We start from the raw sequence: 21,779 nt of genomic DNA, 5'->3' as shown, positions 1-21,779 counted from the left end.
AAGTTGGCTAATGATTCCTTGACCTCAATAAATTGGCGTGCAGCATTGATCACGAATGACGCGGTGGAGCTGTATATGACAAACCCGATTACAAGTATTTCTGATGTCGAAGCATTGTTGGGGCAGCAGGGGTATATTTCCAATCGTGCGTTATCCACCGTTGTTTTTTTATCGCTTAAGCTTGGACGCCCGCTTTTCCTAGAAGGCGAAGCCGGTGTTGGCAAAACCGAAATCGCCAAAGCGCTGGCGCTGGCCTTGGGGCGACGTTTGATTAGATTGCAGTGTTACGAAGGGTTAGATGCTGCGACGGCTGTATATGAATGGAATTTCGCGGCACAAATGATTGCAATTCGCACCGCTGAAGCAACCGGAGCGCTGGATCGTAGTGCGTTGCAGTCCGAACTGTTTAGCGAAACCTACCTTAGTGCGCGGCCTTTGCTCGAGGCGATGCAGCCGCATGATGCGGGTCCCCCGGTTTTGCTGATTGATGAACTTGATCGTACGGATGAGCCTTTTGAGGCATTCCTGATGGAAACGCTGAGTGATTTTCAGGTGACAATTCCTGAACTGGGCACCATTGCCGCAGCTGAGCCGCCTATTGTAATTCTGACGTCAAATAGAACCCGAGAGGTTCACGATGCGTTAAAGCGGCGTTGTTTGTACCATTGGGTTGAGTATCCTGATTTTGAACGTGAATTGGGAATCGTTCGGGCTAAAGCACCGGAAGCATCTGAAAAGTTATCGCGTGAAATTGTTTCTTTCGTTCAACGCCTCAGAACTGAGGATTTGTTCAAAAAACCGGGGGTTGCGGAAACAATTGATTGGGCAAAATGCCTGCTTGCGCTTGATGCAATTGATCTAACGCCCGATCTGATTGCCGATACTTTGGGCGCGATTTTGAAGTATCAAGATGACATTCAGCGTCTGCAAGGATCAGAGGCAAAGCGCATTCTGGACGAAATCAAGCCCAATGGTTGAGCATGTGCCGCTCGATATCCCCGACGATGGAAAGATCGTCGATAACATCACCCATTTTGCCCAAGCGTTGCGCAAAGCAGGCCTGAAAGCCGGACCGACAAGAACGCTCTATGCAATTGAGGCTGTGGCGGCCGTTGGGTTTGATAAAAAATCGGATTTTTATTGGACGTTGCAATCCTGTTTTGTGAGCAAACCAGCAGAACGGTTGGTGTTTGATCAAATATTCCGGCTTTATTGGCGTGATCCACAATTCCTTGAACATATGATGGCAATGATGTTGCCAGCAATTCGCGGGGTGCAGGAAGAAAACATCGCTAAACCTGCTGAAAAACGGGCGGCCGAAGCTTTGCTGAATGGGGCGAACCGAGGTGCCCCCGCAGAGAAGAGCCATGAAGGGCAGGAGATTGAGGTCAATGCATCTCTGACAATGTCACGGGAAGAGAAGCTGCGGACTCTGGATTTTGAACAAATGTCGGTCGATGAAATGGACGAGGCCAAGCGCATGCTTGCACGGATTAAATTGCCGATACGACCGTTGAAATCTAGGCGCATGCGGTTGGATCAGCGTGGACAAGTGCCAGATTGGCGTTCAACGATGCGAACGAGTTTGCGCACAGGTGGCGAAATCAATTCTCTTATGCAAAAGAAACGTACTGAACGTTGGCCGAACCTCGTGATCATTTGTGATATATCGGGGTCGATGACCCAATACAGCCGCGCGATACTGCATTTCCTACATGCGGTCGCGAATACCAAAGGCCAAGGGTGGGCGAAGGTGCATGGGTTTACCTTCGGAACGCAGCTTACCAATATCACGCGACACCTTCGAGGACGCGACGTTGACGAAGCCTTGGCATGTGCGGGGAAAGAGGCGTCAGATTGGGACGGTGGTACACGCATTGGGGCCTGTTTACGTCAGTTTAACAAGGAATGGTCCCGCCGGGTGCTCGGGCAAGGCGCTTTGGTCATTTTGATGACGGACGGATTGGATCGGGGCGAACCAGAGCTGCTCGCGCAAGAAACGAGGCGCTTACAGCTTTCAGCTAAAAAACTGATTTGGCTTAATCCGCTACTACGCTGGGATCAATTTGCGCCAAAGGCGGGGGGCATCGCTAGAATGCTGCCTCATGTCGATAGCTTTCGCGCAGGCCATAATATCGCATCTGTCGAAGAATTGGCGCAATCTCTATCGGCCCCAGATGATATTGGGGAACATAACCGCATGATGCAGCTGTTGTCGTAGCCGCTTGCGCATGAAACGGGTCGTTTATTGCCCTGTATATTTGATATTCGAGGGATGTCTAATATCAGGAACCTTAAATGAATCTCGCATATCACCCCTACAATCAGGCATTTGTTGATCAAGTCCGCACTGGTGGTTTTGATGACAACGGGCAAGTCGCGGAATGCGATGTGTCTGATGGCCATGGAAATCCGTGCCGCTCTTGCCTAAAAGAGATACTGAAAGATGCCAAAATGCTGATCCTTGGCGCACGACCGTTCTCTGAATTGCAGCCCTATGCTGAACTTGGGCCGATTTTCTTGTGTGCGGATGCGTGTACGCCACATGATGCCACGCGTTTCCCTGATATTTTGAATGCAGGGTCGGACTACCTGCTTAAGGGATATACTGAAAATAATCGCATATTATATGGAACAGGTCAGATTGTGCCCTGTGAAGAAATCGAAAGCACTTGCATAACGTTGTTTGAAAATCCCAATGTTGCATTTGTAGATGTGCGATCATCGCGCAATAATTGTTTCCAGCTTAGGATAAAGCGGCAGTAGATGGACTTTTCTCATGATGACATCCCAGAAACCGCGCTTGCGTGGTTTCGTGAAGGCCGCGGTGCTGTGCTTGCGACTGTTATTGAAACTTGGGGGTCTGCGCCGCGCCCTGTGGGAAGTCAGTTGGCCATCAGCGCTGACGGAGATATTGTGGGCTCCGTCTCGGGTGGATGTGTCGAAGGAGCCGTTATTGTTGAGGCTCAAGAGGCGATCCTCGACCAAAAGCATCGCATCCTGACGTTTGGTGTCTCGGACGAAAACGCATTTAAAGTCGGATTGGCCTGTGGGGGCACGATCCGAATACTGCTGGAACCGATTGGCAGCGTATTGCCTGAGGGCCTGCTAAGCGCGTTGGTTGAGGCGCGTAAAACACGGCAGCCTGTTGCTTATGTCGTTGATCCCGATGCCGAAGAAAGAAAGATTGTTTCGTCAACGGAACCCCCGATCGATGCACATTTTGGTTTAGCGTTGAGTGATCGGTTTCGCAGCGATAAATCGGGGTTTGAGGGGCGGTTTTTTATCGGGCTTCATAATCCCCCATTGCGTTTGGCGGTTGTCGGCGCGGTTCACATCGCGCAACCTTTGATGCAAATGGCGCGCTTGGCTGGGTATGATGCGGTTTTAATTGACCCGCGGCCTGTTTTTGGATCTGCAGCGCGTTTCCCAAATGAAACCATTATAGATGAATGGCCTGACGAGGCTTTGAAACTACATGGTTTAGATGAACGCACCGCTGTTGTGACTTTGACCCACGATCCCAAACTGGATGACCCAGCGATTATAGCTGCTTTGCGATCCAAGGTTTTCTATTTAGGATGCTTAGGGTCAAAGCGTACGCATGCCAAACGATTGGAACGCTTAAGTACGCTTGGCTTTGATAATAAAGACCTAAATCGCATTCACGGGCCGGTAGGTTTGAACATCGGGGCGAAATCCCCGGCTGAGATTGCAATTTCGATTATGGCCCAACTGACCGAACGATTAAGGGGCGCGTAATTCAGCACAGATGCTTGTCTTTTGAGCTTGTGTAATGCCCGATTTCATTGCCGTAATCAGCTTATGCCAATCAATTGTGAACCGCTTGGTCAAGAAAATTCTTCTCAAGTCGCGCTCTGCGTGTTTAACTTCCGGCATTACCCAGGGAGGATTAAAATGACCAAGGTATCAATGTCGGTCAACGGTCGCGCTGTTTCTGGTGAGACCGAAGGTCGGACTCTCCTCAGTCAGTTTTTGCGTGAAGAGTTGAACCTGACTGGAACCCATATCGGATGTGACACCAGTCAATGCGGTGCATGTGTTGTACATGTGGATGGCAAAGCGGTTAAATCCTGCACCATGTTTGCAGCAGAAGCCGAAGGCGCGGATGTGATGACCATTGAAGGTATGGCAAACACGGATGGATCACTCGGGATGATTCAACAAGCTTTCCAAGATCATCACGGGCTTCAGTGTGGGTTTTGCACGCCGGGCATGGTGATGTCTGCCGCTGATCTGTTGAAAAACAACCCCAAGCCAACTGAAACAGAAGTCCGTGCTTATCTAGAGGGCAATATTTGTCGCTGCACCGGTTACCACAACATCGTCAAAGCAATTATGGCGGCCAGTGGTCAGGACGTAACAATAGCAGCCGAGTAGAAGCGTTGCATTGATGAAAAAGCCATTGGACCGGGGAGGGCCCATCGGCTGCAGGCGGGATCGCCCGCCGAGTTTTAAGGGAGAGATTTCATGCCAGCAGATGGAGGCATTGGCGCCAGCCCAAAACGGCGCGAAGATGTCCGGTTTCTAACCGGTAAAGGCAATTACACAGATGATATCAATGTACGGGGTCAGGCCTACGTACATTTTGTGCGCTCTGAACTGGCCCATGGTCACATCAATTCAATAGACACCGGGGCCGCCAGCGCAATGGAAGGCGTGGTGCGTATCTTCACGGGCGCAGATTTCGAAAGTGTCGGTGGCATTCCCTGTGGTTGGCAAATCACCGATCGGTTTGGCGAGGTGATGCAAGAACCAGCACACCCCGTTCTTGCGCAAGGCAAAGTGCGTCATGTTGGAGATCCGATAGCCGCTGTCGTTGCTGAAACATATGAACAGGCGCGCGATGCAGCCGAGGCAATAGAAATCGACATTTCTGAACTGCCCGCCGTGATTGATATGAAGGCAGCTGTCGCAAATTCTGATGTGAAGGTGCATGAAGACCTGATCTCAAACCTTTGTTATGATTGGGGGTTTGTTGAAGAAAACCGAGATGCGGTTGATGCCGCAATTAAAGGTGCACATCATGTGACAACGCTTGAGTTGGTGAATAACCGGCTCATTGCAAACCCGATGGAGCCCCGTGTTGCAGTTGGCGACTATAATAGCGCGACCGATGATCATACGCTTTATACAACCTCGCAAAATCCACATGTGATCAGGCTTTTGATGGGGGCGTTTGTTTTGGGGATACCAGAACACAAACTGCGTGTTGTGTCCCCTGATGTGGGTGGTGGATTCGGAACGAAAATTTTCCACTACGCCGAAGAAGCCTTTTGTACTTTTGCGGCCAAAGCGTGCGGTCGTCCGGTTAAATGGACATCTTCACGTTCCGAAGCCTTTATGTCTGACGCCCATGGGCGTGATCACGTTACCAAAATTGAACTCGCCATGGACGCGGAGGGTATGTTTCAGGCATTGCGTACCGAAACATATGCAAACATGGGGGCCTATCTGTCGACTTTTGCGCCATCCGTGCCAACATGGTTGCATGGGACATTAATGGCGGGGAACTATAAAACGCCGCTGATCTATGTAAATGTCAAAGCGGTGTTTACCAATACGGTGCCTGTTGATGCCTATCGCGGGGCCGGGCGACCAGAGGCCACTTTCCAGCTAGAGCGCGTGATTGACAAAGCGGCCCGTGAAATGGGGATTGACCCGATTGAACTGCGGCGCAAAAATTTCATCACTGAGTTTCCATACGCAACGCCTGTTGCCGTGGAATACGATACGGGTGACTACCATGCGACGATGGATAAGCTTTCGGAGATCGCAGATCTATCTGGGTTTGAGGCGCGTCGGGCGCAAAGTGCTTCCAATGGCAAATTGCGCGGCCTTGGGGTGAATTGTTATATCGAAGCCTGTGGCATTGCGCCTTCTAACCTTGTTGGGCAACTGGGGGCACGCGCAGGTCTTTACGAAAGCGCGACAGTGCGGGTCAATGCGACGGGTGGTTTGGTTGTCATGACTGGTAGCCACAGCCACGGGCAAGGTCACGAAACGGCCTTTCCTCAAGTGATAGCGGATATGATTGGTATCGATGCAAGCATGGTGGAAATCGTGCATGGCGATACTGCAAAAGTGCCGATGGGTATGGGCACCTACGGGTCACGTTCGCTCGCGGTTGGCGGATCTGCGATGTTTAAGGCAACCGAAAAAATTATCAACAAGGCTAAGAAAATAGCGGCCCATTTGATGGAAGCTGCAGACAGCGATATTGAGCTTAAGGATGGGCAGTTTTCCGTGGCTGGCACAGATAAATCGGTCGCTTGGGGGGATGTGACGCTTGCGGCTTATGTGCCCCATAATTATCCGCTAGAGGATATTGAACCGGGGTTGGAAGAGACAGCGTTTTATGATCCTGCAAATTTCACGTATCCTTCGGGGGCTTATGCCTGCGAAGTCGAAGTTGACCCCGATACCGGCAAAGTCGACATCAAAAGTTTTGCAGCGGCAGATGACTTTGGCAATATCGTTAACCCGATGATTGTTGATGGTCAGGTTCATGGCGGGATTGGTCAGGGAATTGGCCAAGCTTTGCTTGAGCAGGCGGTATATGACAGCGATGGGCAATTGTTATCCGGGTCATATATGGACTATGCGATGCCAAGGGCGGATGACGTTCCGTATTACACGGTGGATCATTCTTGTCAGACGCCTTGTACTCACAATCCACTTGGCGTCAAAGGGTGTGGCGAAGCAGGCGCAATCGGATCGCCCCCTGCAGTAGTGAATGCCGTTGTCGATGCGCTGCAACGCGCTGGCCATGACATTACCCATATTGATATGCCGCTTAGCCCGTCCAAAGTTTGGTCGGCAATGAATTCCTGAGGAGGGACAGAATATGTATGCATTTGATATAGAACGGCCCTCATCCGTTTCCGAGGCTGTTGAGGCCCTGAAAAATGAAGAGGCACAGGCGCTGTCGGGTGGGCAAACCCTGATACCGACCTTGAAACAAAGGTTGGCCGCACCTGAAAAGCTTATCAGTCTCACTGGTATCTCCGATATGAAGGGAATTTGTGAAGGGGCAGGTGGTTCTGTTTGCATTGGCGGGGCGACCACTCATGGTGAAGTTGCCGAAGGCGCGTCTGCATATCCGGCGCTGGCAGAATTGGCGTCACATATTGGCGATCCTGCAGTACGAAATCGTGGGACAATTGGGGGATCGTTAGCAAATAATGACCCATCTGCGTGTTATCCTGCAGCTGCGTTAGGTTCGGGTGCTTTGATTGTCACGAATACACGTGAAATCGCTGCTGATGATTATTTCGAAGGTATGTTCAGCACTGCTTTGGACGAAGGAGAAATTATTACTGAGGTTCGTTTCCCTGTTCCTGAATGCGCAAACTATCAAAAGTTTGTTCAACCCGCGTCTCGGTTCGCACTCGTGGCCGTATTTGTTGCGAAGTATGCTGATGGGGTTCGTGTGGCAGTGACCGGGGCCTCTGAGGATGGGGTGTTTCGATGGACCGACGCAGAGCAAGCGCTCAATGCTGATTTTTCGGTGGACGCACTCGAGAATCTAAAGTGTTCCGAAGAGGGAATGATTGAGGATATGCATGGCAGCGCTGCATATCGCGCGCATCTGGTCAAAGTCATGACAAAACGCTCTGTGGGCGCATGTTAAATATGTATGGATAGAAAGATGAAACCCATGGTGAATGACGTCTGGCAAAGTTTCAGGCGCATTCCCATTTGGGTGCAGATTTGGATTGTTGTGATCTTGGTTCCTGTAAACCTTTGGAGCCTCACCTACTTTGAGCAGCCAGGAGGCGCTGCTATTGCGCTGCTTGCGGTTGGGGGAATGCTGCCCAATGTTGGGATTATGGCTTGGGAACGGGGCTTATCCAAACTTATGTCACTTCCGCATTTGGTTGTGTGGGGACCGTTAATCTTCGTTATTCTTTTTACGATGCCAAATGCAGAGCCGAAATATTTGAAATTCCTCTATTTGCTTCTGATGGTCGATCTTCTCTCTCTGGGATTTGACGTTGTCGATTTTCGCAAGTGGCTGAGGGGGGATCGCAGTATCGCTTAGCCGAATCGCTATAGAGAAAAAAGTGACAAAAAAACCCGGCACATGGCCGGGTTTTTGATAAATGAACGCTTTGTGTGCGTTTATTTTGGAAGCGGGCCAATGAGCATAATCATCTGGCGGCCTTCCATTTTCGGGAAGTTTTCCACTTTACCGATACCTTTAGTGTCTTCCGCAACGCGTTCCAAAAGTTCACGACCCAAGTTCTGGTGCGCCATTTCGCGACCGCGGAACCGCAAAGAGATCTTAACCTTATCGCCGTTCTCAAGGAACTTGAAAACGTTGCGCATTTTGACTTCGTAATCATTAGTATCCGTATTGGGACGGAACTTTATCTCTTTGATTTCGATAATCTTTTGCTTTTTACGCGCCTCGGATTCCCGTTTTTGCTGTTCGTATTTGAACTTGCCAAAATCCATGATTTTGCAAACAGGCGGGGTTGCGTTTGGAGAAATTTCAACCAAATCAAGCCCGGCTTCTTCGGCCATTACCATCGCTTTTGCCGGGTGAATCACACCGACGTTTTCGCCTTCGGCCCCGATGAGGCGGATTTCGGTGGCGCGAATACGTTCATTCACGCGGGGTCCCGTTTCACGTTGTGGCGGGGCATTATGGGGTCTGCGGGCTATGGCCTTGTTCCTTCGGCTGTTACTGTATTTGTGCTTGGTGAAAATAGACATCTCTTGCAGCTCTTTCAAGCGGATATCCACCAATTTGAGCGAACTTAGCAGAGTTTCCCCTTGCTGCACGTCATGTTTAAGGGGCATTTGCGGTTTTATAAACATTCGCGTTGAGATTTGCGAAGTTGAAAGGACAGAAAATGAATAAGACTTGGATTATTGTCGCCCTTTTGTTGGCAGCTGGTATTGGCGGTTACGCTTATGTGAATCGCGCTGCTGTGGAAGAAGCCGCAACAGGCACAATGGATGCAGTCAGCGAAGCAACTGAAACAGTTGTTGATACCGCAACCGAAACAACAACCGGCCTAACTGAACAGGTTACTGAGGCCGTCGAATCTGTTGGTGAAGAAGCGACAAATGCTGTGAACGAGGCGGTTGAAGCCGTAGAAGAACAAGCAAACGAAGTTGTAGATAATGTTACTGAGGCTGTTACCGAAACAGTCAATGAAGCTGTCGAAGGTGCAACAGGGCTTGCCGATGCGGCAACTGATGCGACTGCGGGTGCCGTCGATGCTGTTACCGAAACCGTTAGTGAAACAGCAGATGCTGCGACTGAAGCGGCAGGCGATGCGATGGAAGCAACAACCGAAACTGCTGGCGAGGCGGTAGAGGCAACAACTGACGCCGCCAGCGACACAATGGAAGCAGCAACAGATGTTGCAAGTGATGCAGCCGAAGCAACGACTGAAGCAGCGTCCGACGCAGTTGAAGCCGTAACACCAGAAGCCACTGAAACACCTTCGTTGATGTCGACTGCTGCGAACCTACTGACACCAGAAAACTTCAATGCTGAGCAAGTTAATGCGTTGATTGACAGCTCAGGTCTTGATGCGGGTCAAACCACAGCGTTGAAAGCAATGGTTACCCAAGCTGCTGAAAACCCTGCATTGGTACAAACTGCGATCACTGCTATTCGCTCTGCTTTGGGTCTGTAAGTAAAACGAAACCTGAATTGAAATGCGCTGCATGTAATGTGTGGCGCATTTTTTTGTCGCTGGTTTATTCAAATGATCCTTTCGTGGTCCCCTTTGCATTCTTTATCTGTTTGTCGTATTGCGCGCGCATGACACAGTTTCGTTTTGACCTACACGCCACCGACCAAAAAGCCCGCACAGGTGTTATTCACACCCCAAAGGGCGATATTCGCACACCTGCATTCATGCCGGTGGGAACAGCTGCAACCGTAAAGGCGATGATGCCCGAAAGCGTTGCGGCAACGGGTGCTGATATTTTGCTCGGGAATACCTATCATTTGATGCTGCGCCCAACGGCCGAGCGGATTGCGAATTTGGGTGGGCTTCATAAATTTATGAATTGGGACAAACCAATTTTGACCGACAGCGGTGGGTTTCAGGTGATGTCGCTGGCCAGTTTGCGTAAACTGACCGAACGTGGTGTGACGTTCAAATCCCATGTGGATGGGTCCAAGCACGAAATTACCCCTGAACGTTCGATGGAGATCCAACGCCTTTTGGGGTCCGACATTGTTATGTGTTTTGACGAATGCACGCCTTATCCCGCAACGGAAAAGCAAGCGTTTGAATCGATGCAACTGTCAATGCGGTGGGCAGGGCGTTCACGCGAAGCCTTTGGTGATCGCCCCGGATATGCATTGTTCGGTATTCAGCAGGGTTCAACCTTTCGCGATATGCGCGCTGAAAGCGCGGAAAAACTTCAGGAGATCGGATTTGAGGGCTACGCCGTTGGTGGTTTGGCCGTTGGCGAAGGCCAAGGGATGATGTTTGACGTGCTTGATTACGCACCGGACATGTTGCCAACAGATAAGCCGCGGTATCTGATGGGGGTTGGCAAACCCGATGATTTGGTGGGCGGTGTTGCGCGCGGCATTGATATGTTTGACTGCGTGCTGCCCAGTCGGTCAGGTCGTACAGGTCAGGCGTTTACCCGCAACGGTGTTGTAAACATCAAGAATGCCCGCCATCAAGATGATCCGCGCCCCTTGGATGAGGCCTGCACATGCCCGGCCTGTTCAAATTATTCACGCGCCTATTTACACCATGTGTTTAAAGCCAAAGAAATGATTTCTGGTATGCTTTTGACATGGCATAATTTGCATTATTATCAGGAATTGATGCAGGGCATGCGCGACGCAATTGCGGCGGGGGCATTTGAGCAGTTTCAAAAGACCTTCCACGAAACGCGTGCTCAGGGTGACATTGAGCCACTTTGATCCGCCGCTTTTTGCAGCTCCGTCAATTTATACAAAAGCAAGGTTTCTTCGCGCGGCCATTCGGGTGAGGAAAACACGATCCCATCTTCCCAAAACTCGGCAGGTTTCCATGCGCGTCGTTCGGTGCGGCGCGCTTCGAGATGTTCGATGATCTCTGCCCGCATTTCGTATTGACGCTGGGTGGTCGTGGTATCCGAGCGCAGATTGTTGAGTTCAAACGGATCAGTATTTAGATCGTATAATTCATCATCGTCGCCCCAGCAGGCTGTATATTTCCAACCATCGCGATACAGTATCTTCTGAAAACTGATATCACCGGAATGTCCAAAGTGATCGCAAATCATTGACTGTCGATGTGTTTCCCCTTTGATAAGCGGAAGCAGGTCATCGCCATCTAAGGGCAGGGGGTGTTCAACACGGGCCTGCCCAGCAGATAAAAAGGTTGCCGTCACATCAAGAAGGTTAACAGGCGCTTTGACCTTGCTGCCCTCTGGAATGTGACTTGGCCATGTCATAACAAGCGGAATGCGTCCGATTTCTTCGGTGAAGCTTGAATATTTATCCCACCCCGCACCGTGGGCGGCAATGCCATCACCGTGGTCTGCGGTAATGATGAATAACGTGTCTTGATCCAAACCAGTATCAGCTAAACAATCGGCAATCCGTCCAATTGCAGCATCGGTTTGCAACCCAGCAGCATAACAGTGGCCCATGACCTTTTGCCAAATGTCCCAACTTGGCCAGCGTTCAAACGCGCGGTGCTGGCATCTGAGATCGCGCTGAACCCGGTAGCGCCATGGTTTGTCATTCAGATCCTCATCAAAGCTCGGATAAGGGGGGATGGCAGCATGATCAATTTGATCAACGTAATCCTGAGAGGGATAGTAGGGGTGATGTGGCCCCCATAGGCTGATCACCATAGAAAAAGGTTCTTCGCGTGGTGCCCGTGCGATTTCGTTCAGCTGATCAATGGCCATATTGGCAACAAAAAACTGTTCTTGAACCTCAGGAGACCCCAGCAAAACACCAGCACCATCCATAAAATCCCACGGTTCATCCGGGTCCATTAAAACCTCAGAACCGTTTAGTTCTGGGCGCAGCAAATGATAGTCAATCCGGCAACGGGGCTGTTCTTCGCCTATACGTGCGAGATAGGCTTTATAAGCTGTCGAGGCATATAGATTTCCGTATTCCGGGAGGCTCCAGCCGGTTAGACCGTAATCTTGCGCGGTTTTATTTACACCACAGTGCCATTTTCCGTAGTAGTAATTGTCATATCCCGCATCGTTTAGTGCGTCGCAATAAAGACGTTCATCAGCACGAAAATCCCGACGATTATGTGGGATCGGATATTCGCTGTTCCAGCGTAGCCCATGCTTGTCAGGGCGTTTCCCAGTTAGGAAGCTCGCCCTAGAGGGGGTGCAGATCGGCGTGATGGCATAAGCTTTGTCAAACCAGCAACCTTTGCCGGCAATTTTTTCAAGATTCGGCCAGCGATATTCAAACCGGTCCTGACCATAATGACCTTCAAAGGCAACGTGGTCAGCGATGATCACTACGATATTGGGCTGTTTGGTCATTTTCGTCCTAAGGCGCTGTTTCTTTATGATAACCTGAAAGAAACCAAATGAAAGTCACGCTTATGTTTTTGCCTGTATTTTAGGCAATTCAGACAAATATTTTTTTGCACCTACCAGCAAAGCAATTTGAATGAAAAATTCGATGGGTTTTAGGCGCTTGGTCTCTTGCTCCTTGAATAGACAATGTGCAAACTGCCCGACGAACGACATGAGTCTGGCTTGAAAGAAGGGCACTGAAGCCCCACGTACTAAAGCCGAACCGGAGGAAACCAAGCGCTGCCTATATAGGGGCCAGAGTTTCCTTGCATAAAAGGAAAGAGCATGCACGAGCAACTCAGCCAATCTTACCCTGTCCTACCGCTGCGCGATATTGTGGTTTTCCCACATATGATTGTGCCGCTGTTTGTTGGACGTGAGAAATCTGTCCGCGCCCTCGAAGAGGTGATGCAGGACGACAAACAAATTCTGCTGTCTTCGCAAATTGACCCAAGCATTGATGAACCTTCCGAAGAAGGCATCTATCGCACAGGCGTCTTGGCGAATGTTCTGCAACTTCTAAAACTGCCCGATGGAACCGTTAAAGTTCTGGTCGAAGGGCGGTCACGCGTGCGGATCACGGATTTTGTCGAAAACGAAGATTTCTTTGAGGCATCTGCCGAGCTGCTCGAAGAAATACCAGGCGATGCACAAATCGTTGAGGCGATGCTACGGTCCGTTGGCGATGAATTTGAACGTTACGCTAAGATTAAGAAAAACATTCCAGAAGAAGCACTGGCCGCCGTCGCTGAAACGCGTGAAAGTGACAAACTTGCCGATTTGGTTGCTGGGCATTTGGGTGTTGAAGTAGACCAAAAGCAGGAGCTTCTGGAAACGCTTAACGTTGCTGAGCGTTTGGAAAAAGTTTATGGTCTGATGCAAGGCGAAATGAGCGTTCTGAAGGTTGAGAAGAAAATAAAAACCCGCGTTAAATCGCAAATGGAACGCACCCAACGCGAATACTATTTGAATGAGCAAATGAAAGCCATTCAGAAAGAACTGGGCGACGGTGAAGAGGGCTCTAACGAGATCGCTGAGCTTGAGGCAAAAATTGCAGACATTAAGCTGTCAAAAGAAGCCCGTGAAAAAGTAGACGCCGAAGTTAAAAAACTCAAAAATATGAGTCCAATGTCTGCCGAAGCAACAGTTGTGCGCAATTACCTTGATTGGGTTTTGGCGATCCCATGGGGTGTGAAATCGCGGGTTAAGAAAGACCTTAATCGCGCACAGAAAGTGCTTGATGATGATCACTATGGGCTTGAGAAAGTCAAAGAGCGGATCGTTGAATACCTTGCGGTGCAGCAGCGTTCGCAGAAACTCAAAGGTCCGATCCTGTGTCTCGTTGGTCCTCCCGGCGTTGGTAAAACGTCGCTTGGTAAGTCTGTGGCTAAGGCGACAGGACGCGAATTTATCCGCATTTCCCTAGGTGGGGTACGCGACGAAAGCGAAATTCGTGGTCACCGTCGGACTTATATCGGATCTATGCCGGGTAAAATTATTCAAGCGTTGAAAAAGGCAAAAACAACCAATCCTCTGATTTTGCTAGACGAAATTGACAAGATGGGCCAGGATTTCCGTGGTGACCCTGCGTCTGCCATGCTTGAAGTTCTTGATCCTGAACAGAACGCAACATTTGTCGATCACTACATGGAGGTCGAATACGACCTGTCCAATGTGATGTTCCTGACGACGTCTAACTCCTACAATATGCCGGGCCCACTTTTGGACCGGATGGAAATTATTTCGCTCGCTGGGTACACCGAGGATGAAAAAGCTGAGATTGCCAAACAGCATTTGATCGACAAACAGGTGAAAAACCATGGCTTGAAGAAAGGCGAATTCGAAATTACCGAAGATGCTTTGCAATCCATGATCCGCCGTTACACACGCGAAGCAGGGGTGCGTAACCTCGAACGTGAGATCGCGAAACTTGCCCGTAAAGCAGTGACAAAAATCGTCAAAAAGGAAGAAGAGAAAGTTGTCGTTTCCGGCGATAACATTGAAGACTTTCTCGGCGTGAAGCGGTTCCGCTATGGATTGGCTGAGCAAGAGGATCAGGTCGGAGTCGTTACTGGTTTGGCTTGGACCTCGGTCGGCGGTGATTTGTTGTCAATTGAGGCTCTGAAATTGCCAGGCAAAGGTCGGATGAAAACGACTGGCAAGCTTGGCGATGTGATGAAAGAGTCTATTGAAGCCGCAGCAAGCTATGTACGTTCGATCAGCCCTGCAATCGGGGTGAAACCGCCGCGCTTTGAAAAGGTTGATATCCACGTTCACGTGCCAGAAGGTGCAACGCCAAAGGATGGCCCATCTGCTGGCTTGGCTATGGTGACCTCAATCGTGTCAGTGTTGACTGGTATTCCGGTGCGTAAAGATATCGCCATGACGGGCGAGGTGACGCTCCGCGGAAATGCGCTTGCTATTGGCGGATTGAAAGAGAAATTGCTGGCTGCTTTGCGTGGTGGGATTAAAACGGTTCTTATCCCCGCAGAAAACGCGAAAGATTTGCCTGAGATTCCCGACAATGTGAAAGAAGGCTTGGAAATCATTCCGGTCAGTCACGTGTCTGAAGTTCTTAAACTAGCGTTGGTTGAGGCTCCAGAGCCAATTGAATGGGACGAAGCAGCGGAAGAAGCTGCCGCAGCGAAAGCAGCTTTGGCTGCTGATGGTGGTGCAAGTGCCCGGGCGCACTAACGACTACATCGCTTAAAAGAAGAGGGGCCTCGCATGTTGCGGGGCCTTTTCATTTTTATAATGACGCCTTTTCTTGTGTGGAAAAGGTTAGACGTCACAACAGGTAGTAGCCAATTCGTTAATATTGTTGTATGATGACAAAAAAATAAATCATAATTGAGGAAATTCAGGCATGACCAAAAAAGCACGCAAGAGCAGTGTTGCAGGTGTAAGTGCACCGGCGCGTAAAACAACATCACAGACCCCAACGCCGTTGATCGAAGAGACGCCGATCGATGCAGCAATCAGTGCCGTTGTGGATGTGGCTGATGAAATCAGCACGAAGCCAGCTGTTAAATCGATCAAGAAGAAAGAGCTTTTGGAAAAAATTTGCGCCCGCGCGGAATGCAAACCCAAAGACGCCCGTCCAATCCTTGAAGCATTGTTAGAGGTTTTGGGTGAAACCTTGGATGAAGGCTATTCTGTCCCGCTGGCTCCTTTAGGCAAACTGGTGGTCACGCGCGAAAAACACGACGATAACGGGCATGTTCTGTTCTGCAAAATTAGAAGAACAAAAAAATCTCTCGATGATGATATAGCACCTATTGCAGAAGCTGCCGAGTAACGTTAAGAGCAGGGCAGCGGGTCGTTAGCTCAGTTGGTAGAGCGCTTCGTTTACACCGAAGATGTCGGGAGTTCGAGCCTCTCACGACCCACCATTCCGTTCCCCTTAAATACCAATATGTTGGCCGTTTTGATGCCGTCGATTGTATTGTACGGCATAGCGAATTGTATTGTACTTTTCGCAACGACAATTCCCGAGAACCACAGCATTTTTGCACGCAGAGCGCGTTGGTATAGGTCGTTCCAAAATGATTCTGGGGGACCCAATGAGGGGTATGGGGGATCCCGATATCGGCGCTGTGGTGGCTGTTGATGAGGCGCATGCAAAGTCCTTAAACCTTAACATGGTTAACATTGGGCGGAGAAGCGCTATTGTAGGGGTATAGGAAAGAGGCCTTGCGTCTATCTGTGATGCCGTCTGTTTGAATGGCGCTGCATCACAAGTTCCAGTTGAGCGAACACTGCCACATTGATAAACTACTTATAGGTGTAGGCTGACGGGTTTTATTAGCAGTGCAATTCATTGAAAACGGTCCTGATATTCCAGATGAACTATTGCTGGCGTTAGACGAAGGCCGGGTTGTCTTCTTCTGCGGTGCTGGGGTCTCGCGTGCGAAAGCGAGTTTACCGGATTTCTTCGGCCTAGCGGATCAAGTTCTAACGACACTTGGCGTTCCCGACGACTCGCCAGCGGTTAAGATTCTGGCCGAAGCCCGCGAGATAGAGGCACGAACGGGCGTACCGGGTTTGATTTCAGCCGACCGTGTTTTTGGCCTCCTTGAACGTGACTTTCTCGAACGCGACATTGAGCGCACGGTAGCCCAAGCGCTGGCCCCCAAAAAGGATGTTGACCTGTGGGCACATGAGCTTCTGTTAGACCTTGCCACCACCAAGGAAGGGGTCACGAAGCTTGTAACGACCAACTTTGACCGATTGTTTGATGATTGCGGGCGAGGATTGGAGGCGTGGCAACCCCCAAGACTACCCGACCCGGCAAGACCGGGAGACTTGCACGGGATCGTCTATCTGCATGGCCGTGCGACAGAAGGCTACGATGGGTCTGAGGGCGATGGGTTCGTTTTGTCGAGCGCAGAATTCGGGCGCGCCTATCTCGCAGAAGGTTGGGCAACCCGCTTTTTCAAAGACGTGATCGACCGCTATTCCGTGGTGTTCGTCGGCTACAACGCGGACGATCCACCGGTACAATACCTGCTTGAAGCACTCAACAAGTCGAACGGTCGGCTAGATGAGGTCTACGCTTTTCAATCCGGTGACGCTGACGACGCGACTTCTCGCTGGGCGCACAAGGGCGTAACGGCAATACCTTACGACAGCAACGACGGTCACGCAGCCCTGTGGGAAACCCTCAAGGAATGGGCTGAACGCGCAAACGACCCAGAAGGCTGGCAGGCAAAAACAATCACGATGGCCCGGCGCGGCCCCGAAGCCTTATCGCCCTTCGAACGCGAACAAGTCACGCACTTGGTATCCACCAAGGAAGGCGCACGCAGATTCCTTGAAAGCGACCCGCCTACGCCAGCGACTTGGTTATGTGTTTTTGACCCTTCAATTCGTTACTCAAAGCCGGAGCAAGACGAAAACGGATATGAGGTAAACCCCTTTGCGCTCTATGGGTTGGCAAGTGACATAGTGCCCGCGCCCATCTCCCCCGACGATCACTATGCTAAACGCGAAACACCATCGACGGCGTGGGACGCATTTTCGCTTAACCGCCGGGACAGGTTGGAGTTGCGAGACGACCACATTACGCCCATGCGGGGTGGTGCTTCACTTGTAGCGGGGCAGTTGCCCGACCGGATAAATCATTTGGGCATATGGATTGGGAAAGTCTCCAATCAGAACGCGGCGATTTGGTGGGGAGCAAGACAGCTAGGGTTGCACGAGGGTATTCAGGGACAAATCCGTTGGCGTCTTGAACGTAGTGACGTCGAATGTGCACCCTACATTCTTCAAGCTTGGCATTACCTGTTCGAACATTGGCGCGCGGGACACGTAGAAGACGGTCTTGATTGGTATCGCTTCGCCGATGAACTCAAGGTTGTTGGCTGGAGCAAGACGGCTATTCGAAAGTACGAAAAGCTTTCGCGCCCTCGTCTTACTGCGCACAACAATTATTTTCGAGACACAGTTCCACCACAAGCCGACCAAGAGACTAGACTGCAAGACTTGATAAGGCTCGAACTTGCGTACAATGAAAACGGCCCAGACATTTCAATACCAGATGAATGGTTGGCCGACGTTGTTTCCGCCCTCAAACGCAATCTGGATATTGGGATACAGCTTGAGACTGAGCGTGGCCATTACAGTTGGATGGATATACCGCCGATCATTTCTTCGGACGACCCGGACATTAGCGAGCACTCGCGTAATGAAGGGCTTTCCGGCGCTGTTCTGTCCTACGCGGCCCTGTTTGAAAGGCTTCTAAACTTTGACGTCGAGAAGGCGCAACAGGAAGGCGCAACTTGGCCCACAGACGACGACAACGTTTTTGCTCGGCTGCGGATATGGGCTAGCCGGTTTGATACGCTTGTTCCCAACGAAGATTTCACCGAGTTCTTCGACGAGGTTAGTCGTAGTGCATTCTGGAAAGTCCGGCACCAACGTGACCTGTTGTTGACGCTGCAAGAGCGCTGGGCAAGGCTCCCAATGCTTGCAACTAGACGGATCGAGGAACGCATCCTTGAGGGCCGTGAACGCTGGGAAAATGAAGCGGAGCATGAGTTTGTACAGCGTCGAGCGTGGGATATTGCAGAACGCCTGCACTGGCTCAACGCCAAAGGCTGCAACCTAAACGTCAGCTACGACGAGGAAATTACTCGGCTGCAAAACGCAGCCCCAGATTGGGCACCTGAACGTGCCGAAAACGCGGATCGCTCATGGGAAAGCCGGGGCGGATGGGTACGCACCGATACTGAACATAGCCTTTTGTTGTCAGAACCCCTTTCCAACGTTTTGGCGAAAGCCCAAGAAATCGGTGGGCGAACCGGGCTAGCGCTCGTTGAACATGATCCGTTTAAGGGATTGTCTGCCAGCCATCCGGTTATGGCAATTTCTGCCCTACGGTTGGAAGCCTCGCGTGGCGAGTACCCGGAATGGGCTTGGCGGCGCTACTTGAACTCGGACCAACGAAAAGAAGACAATGGACGTCTCAAGAACTTCATTGCCAAACTTGTCATTGGGGCAGGCGACGAAGCGTTGGGGGGCATAATTTACCCTGTCTCCGAGTGGTTGTTGTCCACGACTGACGACTTGCCAAATGAATGCGTTGAGACTTTCGAACGCCTTGTCGTGCGGCTGTTGTCGTTTTTGAACGAAACCCCCGATTCTGGTGGCTCCGGAATCGTGCGTGGAAGTCGCGACCCGGATTGGGCGACAGAAGCGCTAAACTCACCTGCCGGGAAAATCGCCCAAGCATTGTATCACGATCCGCGCCGCAATGACCTTGAGAAAAACCAAGGACTTCCAGCAGAGTGGAAAGCCCTCGTCGAAAGTGCCCTTTCTTTACCCGCCGACAATGGCCGCTTCGCCTTGGTCTTTGTTAGCCACTTGTCGAACTGGTTCCACTACGTCGATCCTGCTTGGACTAGCGATAACCTCGTGTCCGTGTTGGATTCCGGCGAAGAAGACACGCTCGAAGCATGGTGGACGGGCTACCTGTGGGGAGTAAAAACGCTTCCCCCGATGGACCTTTTCGAAAAGCTGAAACCACATTTGTTGGCCAAGGCAGCAAGCCAAACCAAAAGCGAAAGAGACAATCGCGACAGCCTAGCGGACTTGGTTCTTGCAAGCTGGGCCTACCCCGAATCTGACACAGGGGCAGTGCGCATCACAGACGACGAGCTGCGCCAGCTATTGCTAGACGCCGGTGATGGCTTCAGGGCGCGCACGCTGTGGATTCTGGAACGCCGGGGAAAAGGGGAAGGAGACGACGGCGAACACTGGAAGGCGCTTCAGGAACGGTTCCTGCGACATGTGTGGCCGGTGCAGAAGGCAGCGCGCACGCCACAAAACTCGGCGCGCCTGATCGAACTCGCTTTCTCAAATGAAGGAACATTTTGGGCCATTTCAGAAGCGATCCTTCCTCTTCTCAGCCCAATTGAGCGTGACCACATCATGCTGCCTTCCATCCGACGTGGCGAAGGTAACATCGTTGACAAATACCCCGAACGGGTGCTCGAAATTCTTTACTTGGCACTTCCCGAAAACGCGAACAGTTGGCCCTACGAAATAGACGCTACATTGGAGCGTATCACTGTTGCAGACCCGTCGCTTCGCACGGACCCAAGGTGGGTTGAGCTTACAAGACGCTGGAACTCAAGGTAACCGACTGCGAAGGTGGCCTGATGCGCATTTTGTAAGGCTATTCAGAGCGTCCGCTATGGCTCAAAACGATTTTTTTTGTGCCACGACCTTTTCCCAACTTTGCGAAGTTCGCCACAGAAAGAAAACTTGGGAATGGGTTAAGGGGAAAAATAAAATGTCTTGAGCCATACTAGATCTAATGAGGGGGGTTACGTAACACTACTTCGCTACACCTTTCGAGATCAACCCGTGTACAACTTCGCGTTTCGCACCCTCAAACGGCCCGTCTCTTATGGCTCAAAATGAAAAATTTTCTGGATGGGCATGTCATCAACTTCGCGATGCCGCATGAAATAGAAAAAGTTGATAACATGGTTAGACTAAGAAAAAAAACTTTTGAGCCATACTTGAGCGGAAGATAGGGGTGACTAAACACCAAATCTCTGCAAAACGCGGGCGTCATGCCTCGCGTCTTTGGCTTAACAGTTACTCACGCGCGTCCAGCGCGTTCCCTCGGCTGCTCTGAGTTAGCTTGAGGCGCAAAAATGCGTGCATTGGGTGCAGAGCGTCAATCAGTAAGCAAGGCCTACAAGCTCATCCAGAGCGAGAGTGTTCCAACACCAAAGACGATCAAGCTCCACCATGCAGCTTTGCGCATGAACTCGCTGTCGTCATTGCGATCATGTGACGGTACGCTTTCTGCGGCCCAAACCGCAAAGACCAAAAATATGCTCATTAATGCTGTGAACGCTGCAAACACCGCCCGAAAAAAAGCGACTTCGAATAAACCTGATGCAATCAGAATGACAATGAAACCGATGGCCAGCGCCGCTTTGATGATAAATCCTGCAAACCTCAAGGCAAACATGGAGTGCTCCAATTAATTCAGTGTGTAGCTGGTTCGATCTGCGTTAAAGCGAAGGGTATAGGTTGCCCTCGCATCACTTGTGGAACTCACAACGCAATTGATCCGCCAAGCGTTGTTCCCAAGTGGCGTGACAGACATCATTCGGTGGCATCCTCGGCCCTTTGCAAGGATCATCGAACCCAACATGTCGCACACGCCCTGATCACCATTGGCGCAAGCCGGGTCTCTTGCGAAAGCTGGCTCTCCGAGTGATAGGAAACCAGTTGCCAATATGGCGGCGGCTGTCAGCTTGCGGGTATTTAATTTGTTGAAGTCGTTCAATTTCATGTCTCAAAAGTTGTTGCGAATTGTTATTTTCTATCTCCCAACAGTAGCCTCGCGACTCGAGTTAGGCAATTAAAATATGCTGTTTTCAGATAATTTATTTCTCGCATTATTTCCTTCTCCTGCAATGCGCGGGAGTCGGGATGAAAAAAGCAAAAACTATAGTCTCCCAAGGACAACAGGTTCTGGTCGCCGCGCTGAAAGCTGCGCGTAAGGACGCTGGGCTAAGCCAGCAAGAGTTGGCAGACCGGTTGCGGCTACAGCAGTCGTTCATCGCAAGAACTGAAAGTGGCGGTCGCCGGATCGACCTGCGTGAACTTGTAATTTACTGCCGCGCTATGGGTGCCGACCCACATAGCATCTTAAAGCAAGTTGCAGATGCCACGCCTGATGACGAGCTTATTGGCTAACACTGCGT

At 50.7% G+C, this 21,779-nt stretch carries 18 protein-coding genes and 1 tRNA gene; 15 read left to right on the top strand and 4 right to left on the bottom strand.

What is annotated here, in order from left to right; translation table 11 throughout:
• Positions 1 to 75: 75 nt before the first annotated feature.
• The 8 genes from G9C99_RS02545 (at position 76) to G9C99_RS02510 (ending at position 8,065) form a co-directional block, all read left to right on the top strand.
• A complete protein-coding gene (locus tag G9C99_RS02545; protein ID WP_166415872.1) occupies positions 76 to 978 on the top strand; it encodes an AAA family ATPase in 903 nt (300 codons plus the stop codon).
• The gene (locus G9C99_RS02540) at positions 971 to 2,221 is read left to right on the top strand and encodes a vWA domain-containing protein (protein WP_166416288.1); all 1,251 of its coding nucleotides are present in this window, start codon (positions 971 to 973) and stop codon (positions 2,219 to 2,221) included. The genes G9C99_RS02545 and G9C99_RS02540 overlap by 8 nt, the downstream gene beginning before the upstream one ends.
• A gap of 77 nt (positions 2,222 to 2,298) precedes the next feature.
• Positions 2,299 to 2,766: a DUF1203 domain-containing protein gene (locus G9C99_RS02535; protein ID WP_166415871.1), complete on the top strand. Its 468-nt coding sequence runs from the start codon at positions 2,299 to 2,301 to the stop codon at positions 2,764 to 2,766.
• Complete coding sequence (locus tag G9C99_RS02530) at positions 2,767 to 3,762, top strand: XdhC family protein (protein WP_166415870.1); 996 nt, start codon at positions 2,767 to 2,769, stop codon at positions 3,760 to 3,762.
• 156 nt (positions 3,763 to 3,918) lie between these two features.
• Positions 3,919 to 4,401 carry a (2Fe-2S)-binding protein gene (locus G9C99_RS02525; RefSeq protein WP_166415869.1) on the top strand — a complete coding sequence of 161 codons (483 nt, stop codon included), beginning with the start codon at positions 3,919 to 3,921 and terminating at the stop codon, positions 4,399 to 4,401.
• Between the two features lie 90 nt (positions 4,402 to 4,491).
• Positions 4,492 to 6,855: a xanthine dehydrogenase family protein molybdopterin-binding subunit gene (locus tag G9C99_RS02520; RefSeq protein WP_166415868.1), complete on the top strand. Its 2,364-nt coding sequence runs from the start codon at positions 4,492 to 4,494 to the stop codon at positions 6,853 to 6,855.
• A gap of 13 nt (positions 6,856 to 6,868) precedes the next feature.
• Positions 6,869 to 7,654 (top strand): FAD binding domain-containing protein, encoded by a 786-nt coding sequence (locus G9C99_RS02515; RefSeq protein ID WP_166415867.1) that lies wholly within the window; start codon positions 6,869 to 6,871, stop codon positions 7,652 to 7,654.
• Positions 7,655 to 7,672: 18 nt separating this feature from the next.
• Complete coding sequence (locus G9C99_RS02510) at positions 7,673 to 8,065, top strand: hypothetical protein (RefSeq protein WP_231703946.1); 393 nt, start codon at positions 7,673 to 7,675, stop codon at positions 8,063 to 8,065.
• 80 nt (positions 8,066 to 8,145) lie between these two features.
• Here the strand turns inward: G9C99_RS02510 and infC are convergent, their stop codons facing one another.
• Positions 8,146 to 8,640, bottom strand: coding sequence for a translation initiation factor IF-3 (gene infC / locus G9C99_RS02505; protein ID WP_331459960.1), 495 nt, complete (start codon positions 8,638 to 8,640; stop codon positions 8,146 to 8,148).
• A 242-nt stretch (positions 8,641 to 8,882) separates the two neighbouring features.
• Between infC and G9C99_RS02500 the strand changes: the two genes are divergently transcribed.
• On the top strand, positions 8,883 to 9,677 hold the full coding sequence (locus G9C99_RS02500; protein ID WP_166415866.1) for a hypothetical protein: 795 nt from the start codon (positions 8,883 to 8,885) through the stop codon (positions 9,675 to 9,677).
• A gap of 128 nt (positions 9,678 to 9,805) precedes the next feature.
• Positions 9,806 to 10,933, top strand: a complete 1,128-nt coding sequence (gene tgt / locus G9C99_RS02495; protein WP_166415865.1) for a tRNA guanosine(34) transglycosylase Tgt — start codon at positions 9,806 to 9,808, stop codon at positions 10,931 to 10,933.
• Here the strand turns inward: tgt and G9C99_RS02490 are convergent.
• On the bottom strand, positions 10,909 to 12,513 hold the full coding sequence (locus tag G9C99_RS02490) for a sulfatase-like hydrolase/transferase (RefSeq protein WP_166415864.1): 1,605 nt from the start codon (positions 12,511 to 12,513) through the stop codon (positions 10,909 to 10,911). The genes tgt and G9C99_RS02490 overlap by 25 nt on opposite strands.
• Before the next feature lie 321 nt (positions 12,514 to 12,834).
• Between G9C99_RS02490 and lon the strand changes: the two genes are divergently transcribed.
• The 4 genes from lon to G9C99_RS02470 all read left to right on the top strand — a co-directional run bounded on the left by lon (position 12,835) and on the right by G9C99_RS02470 (position 20,190).
• On the top strand, positions 12,835 to 15,243 hold the full coding sequence (gene lon, locus G9C99_RS02485; RefSeq protein ID WP_166415863.1) for an endopeptidase La: 2,409 nt from the start codon (positions 12,835 to 12,837) through the stop codon (positions 15,241 to 15,243).
• 172 nt (positions 15,244 to 15,415) lie between these two features.
• Positions 15,416 to 15,847, top strand: a complete 432-nt coding sequence (locus G9C99_RS02480; RefSeq protein WP_166415862.1) for an HU family DNA-binding protein — start codon at positions 15,416 to 15,418, stop codon at positions 15,845 to 15,847.
• A gap of 18 nt (positions 15,848 to 15,865) precedes the next feature.
• Positions 15,866 to 15,941, top strand: a tRNA-Val gene (locus G9C99_RS02475).
• Between the two features lie 418 nt (positions 15,942 to 16,359).
• Positions 16,360 to 20,190 carry an SIR2 family protein gene (locus G9C99_RS02470; protein WP_166415861.1) on the top strand — a complete coding sequence of 1,277 codons (3,831 nt, stop codon included), beginning with the start codon at positions 16,360 to 16,362 and terminating at the stop codon, positions 20,188 to 20,190.
• A gap of 565 nt (positions 20,191 to 20,755) precedes the next feature.
• On the opposite strand, the gene G9C99_RS02465 is transcribed toward G9C99_RS02470, so the two are convergent.
• Entirely contained in the window at positions 20,756 to 21,037 is a 282-nt protein-coding gene (locus G9C99_RS02465; RefSeq protein ID WP_166415860.1) for a hypothetical protein, read from the bottom strand.
• A gap of 12 nt (positions 21,038 to 21,049) precedes the next feature.
• Complete coding sequence (locus tag G9C99_RS02460; RefSeq protein ID WP_205859814.1) at positions 21,050 to 21,364, bottom strand: hypothetical protein; 315 nt, start codon at positions 21,362 to 21,364, stop codon at positions 21,050 to 21,052.
• Between the two features lie 140 nt (positions 21,365 to 21,504).
• Between G9C99_RS02460 and G9C99_RS02455 the strand changes: the two genes are divergently transcribed.
• Positions 21,505 to 21,771 carry a helix-turn-helix domain-containing protein gene (locus G9C99_RS02455; protein WP_166415858.1) on the top strand — a complete coding sequence of 89 codons (267 nt, stop codon included), beginning with the start codon at positions 21,505 to 21,507 and terminating at the stop codon, positions 21,769 to 21,771.
• Positions 21,772 to 21,779 lie beyond the last annotated feature (8 nt).

Origin of the sequence: Cochlodiniinecator piscidefendens (assembly GCF_011326755.1) — a bacterium.
Classification (GTDB): Bacteria; Pseudomonadota; Alphaproteobacteria; order Rhodobacterales; family Rhodobacteraceae; genus Cochlodiniinecator; species Cochlodiniinecator piscidefendens.
Note: the sequence above shows the minus strand (reverse complement) of the source record. Positions and strands in the feature narration are given on the sequence as shown.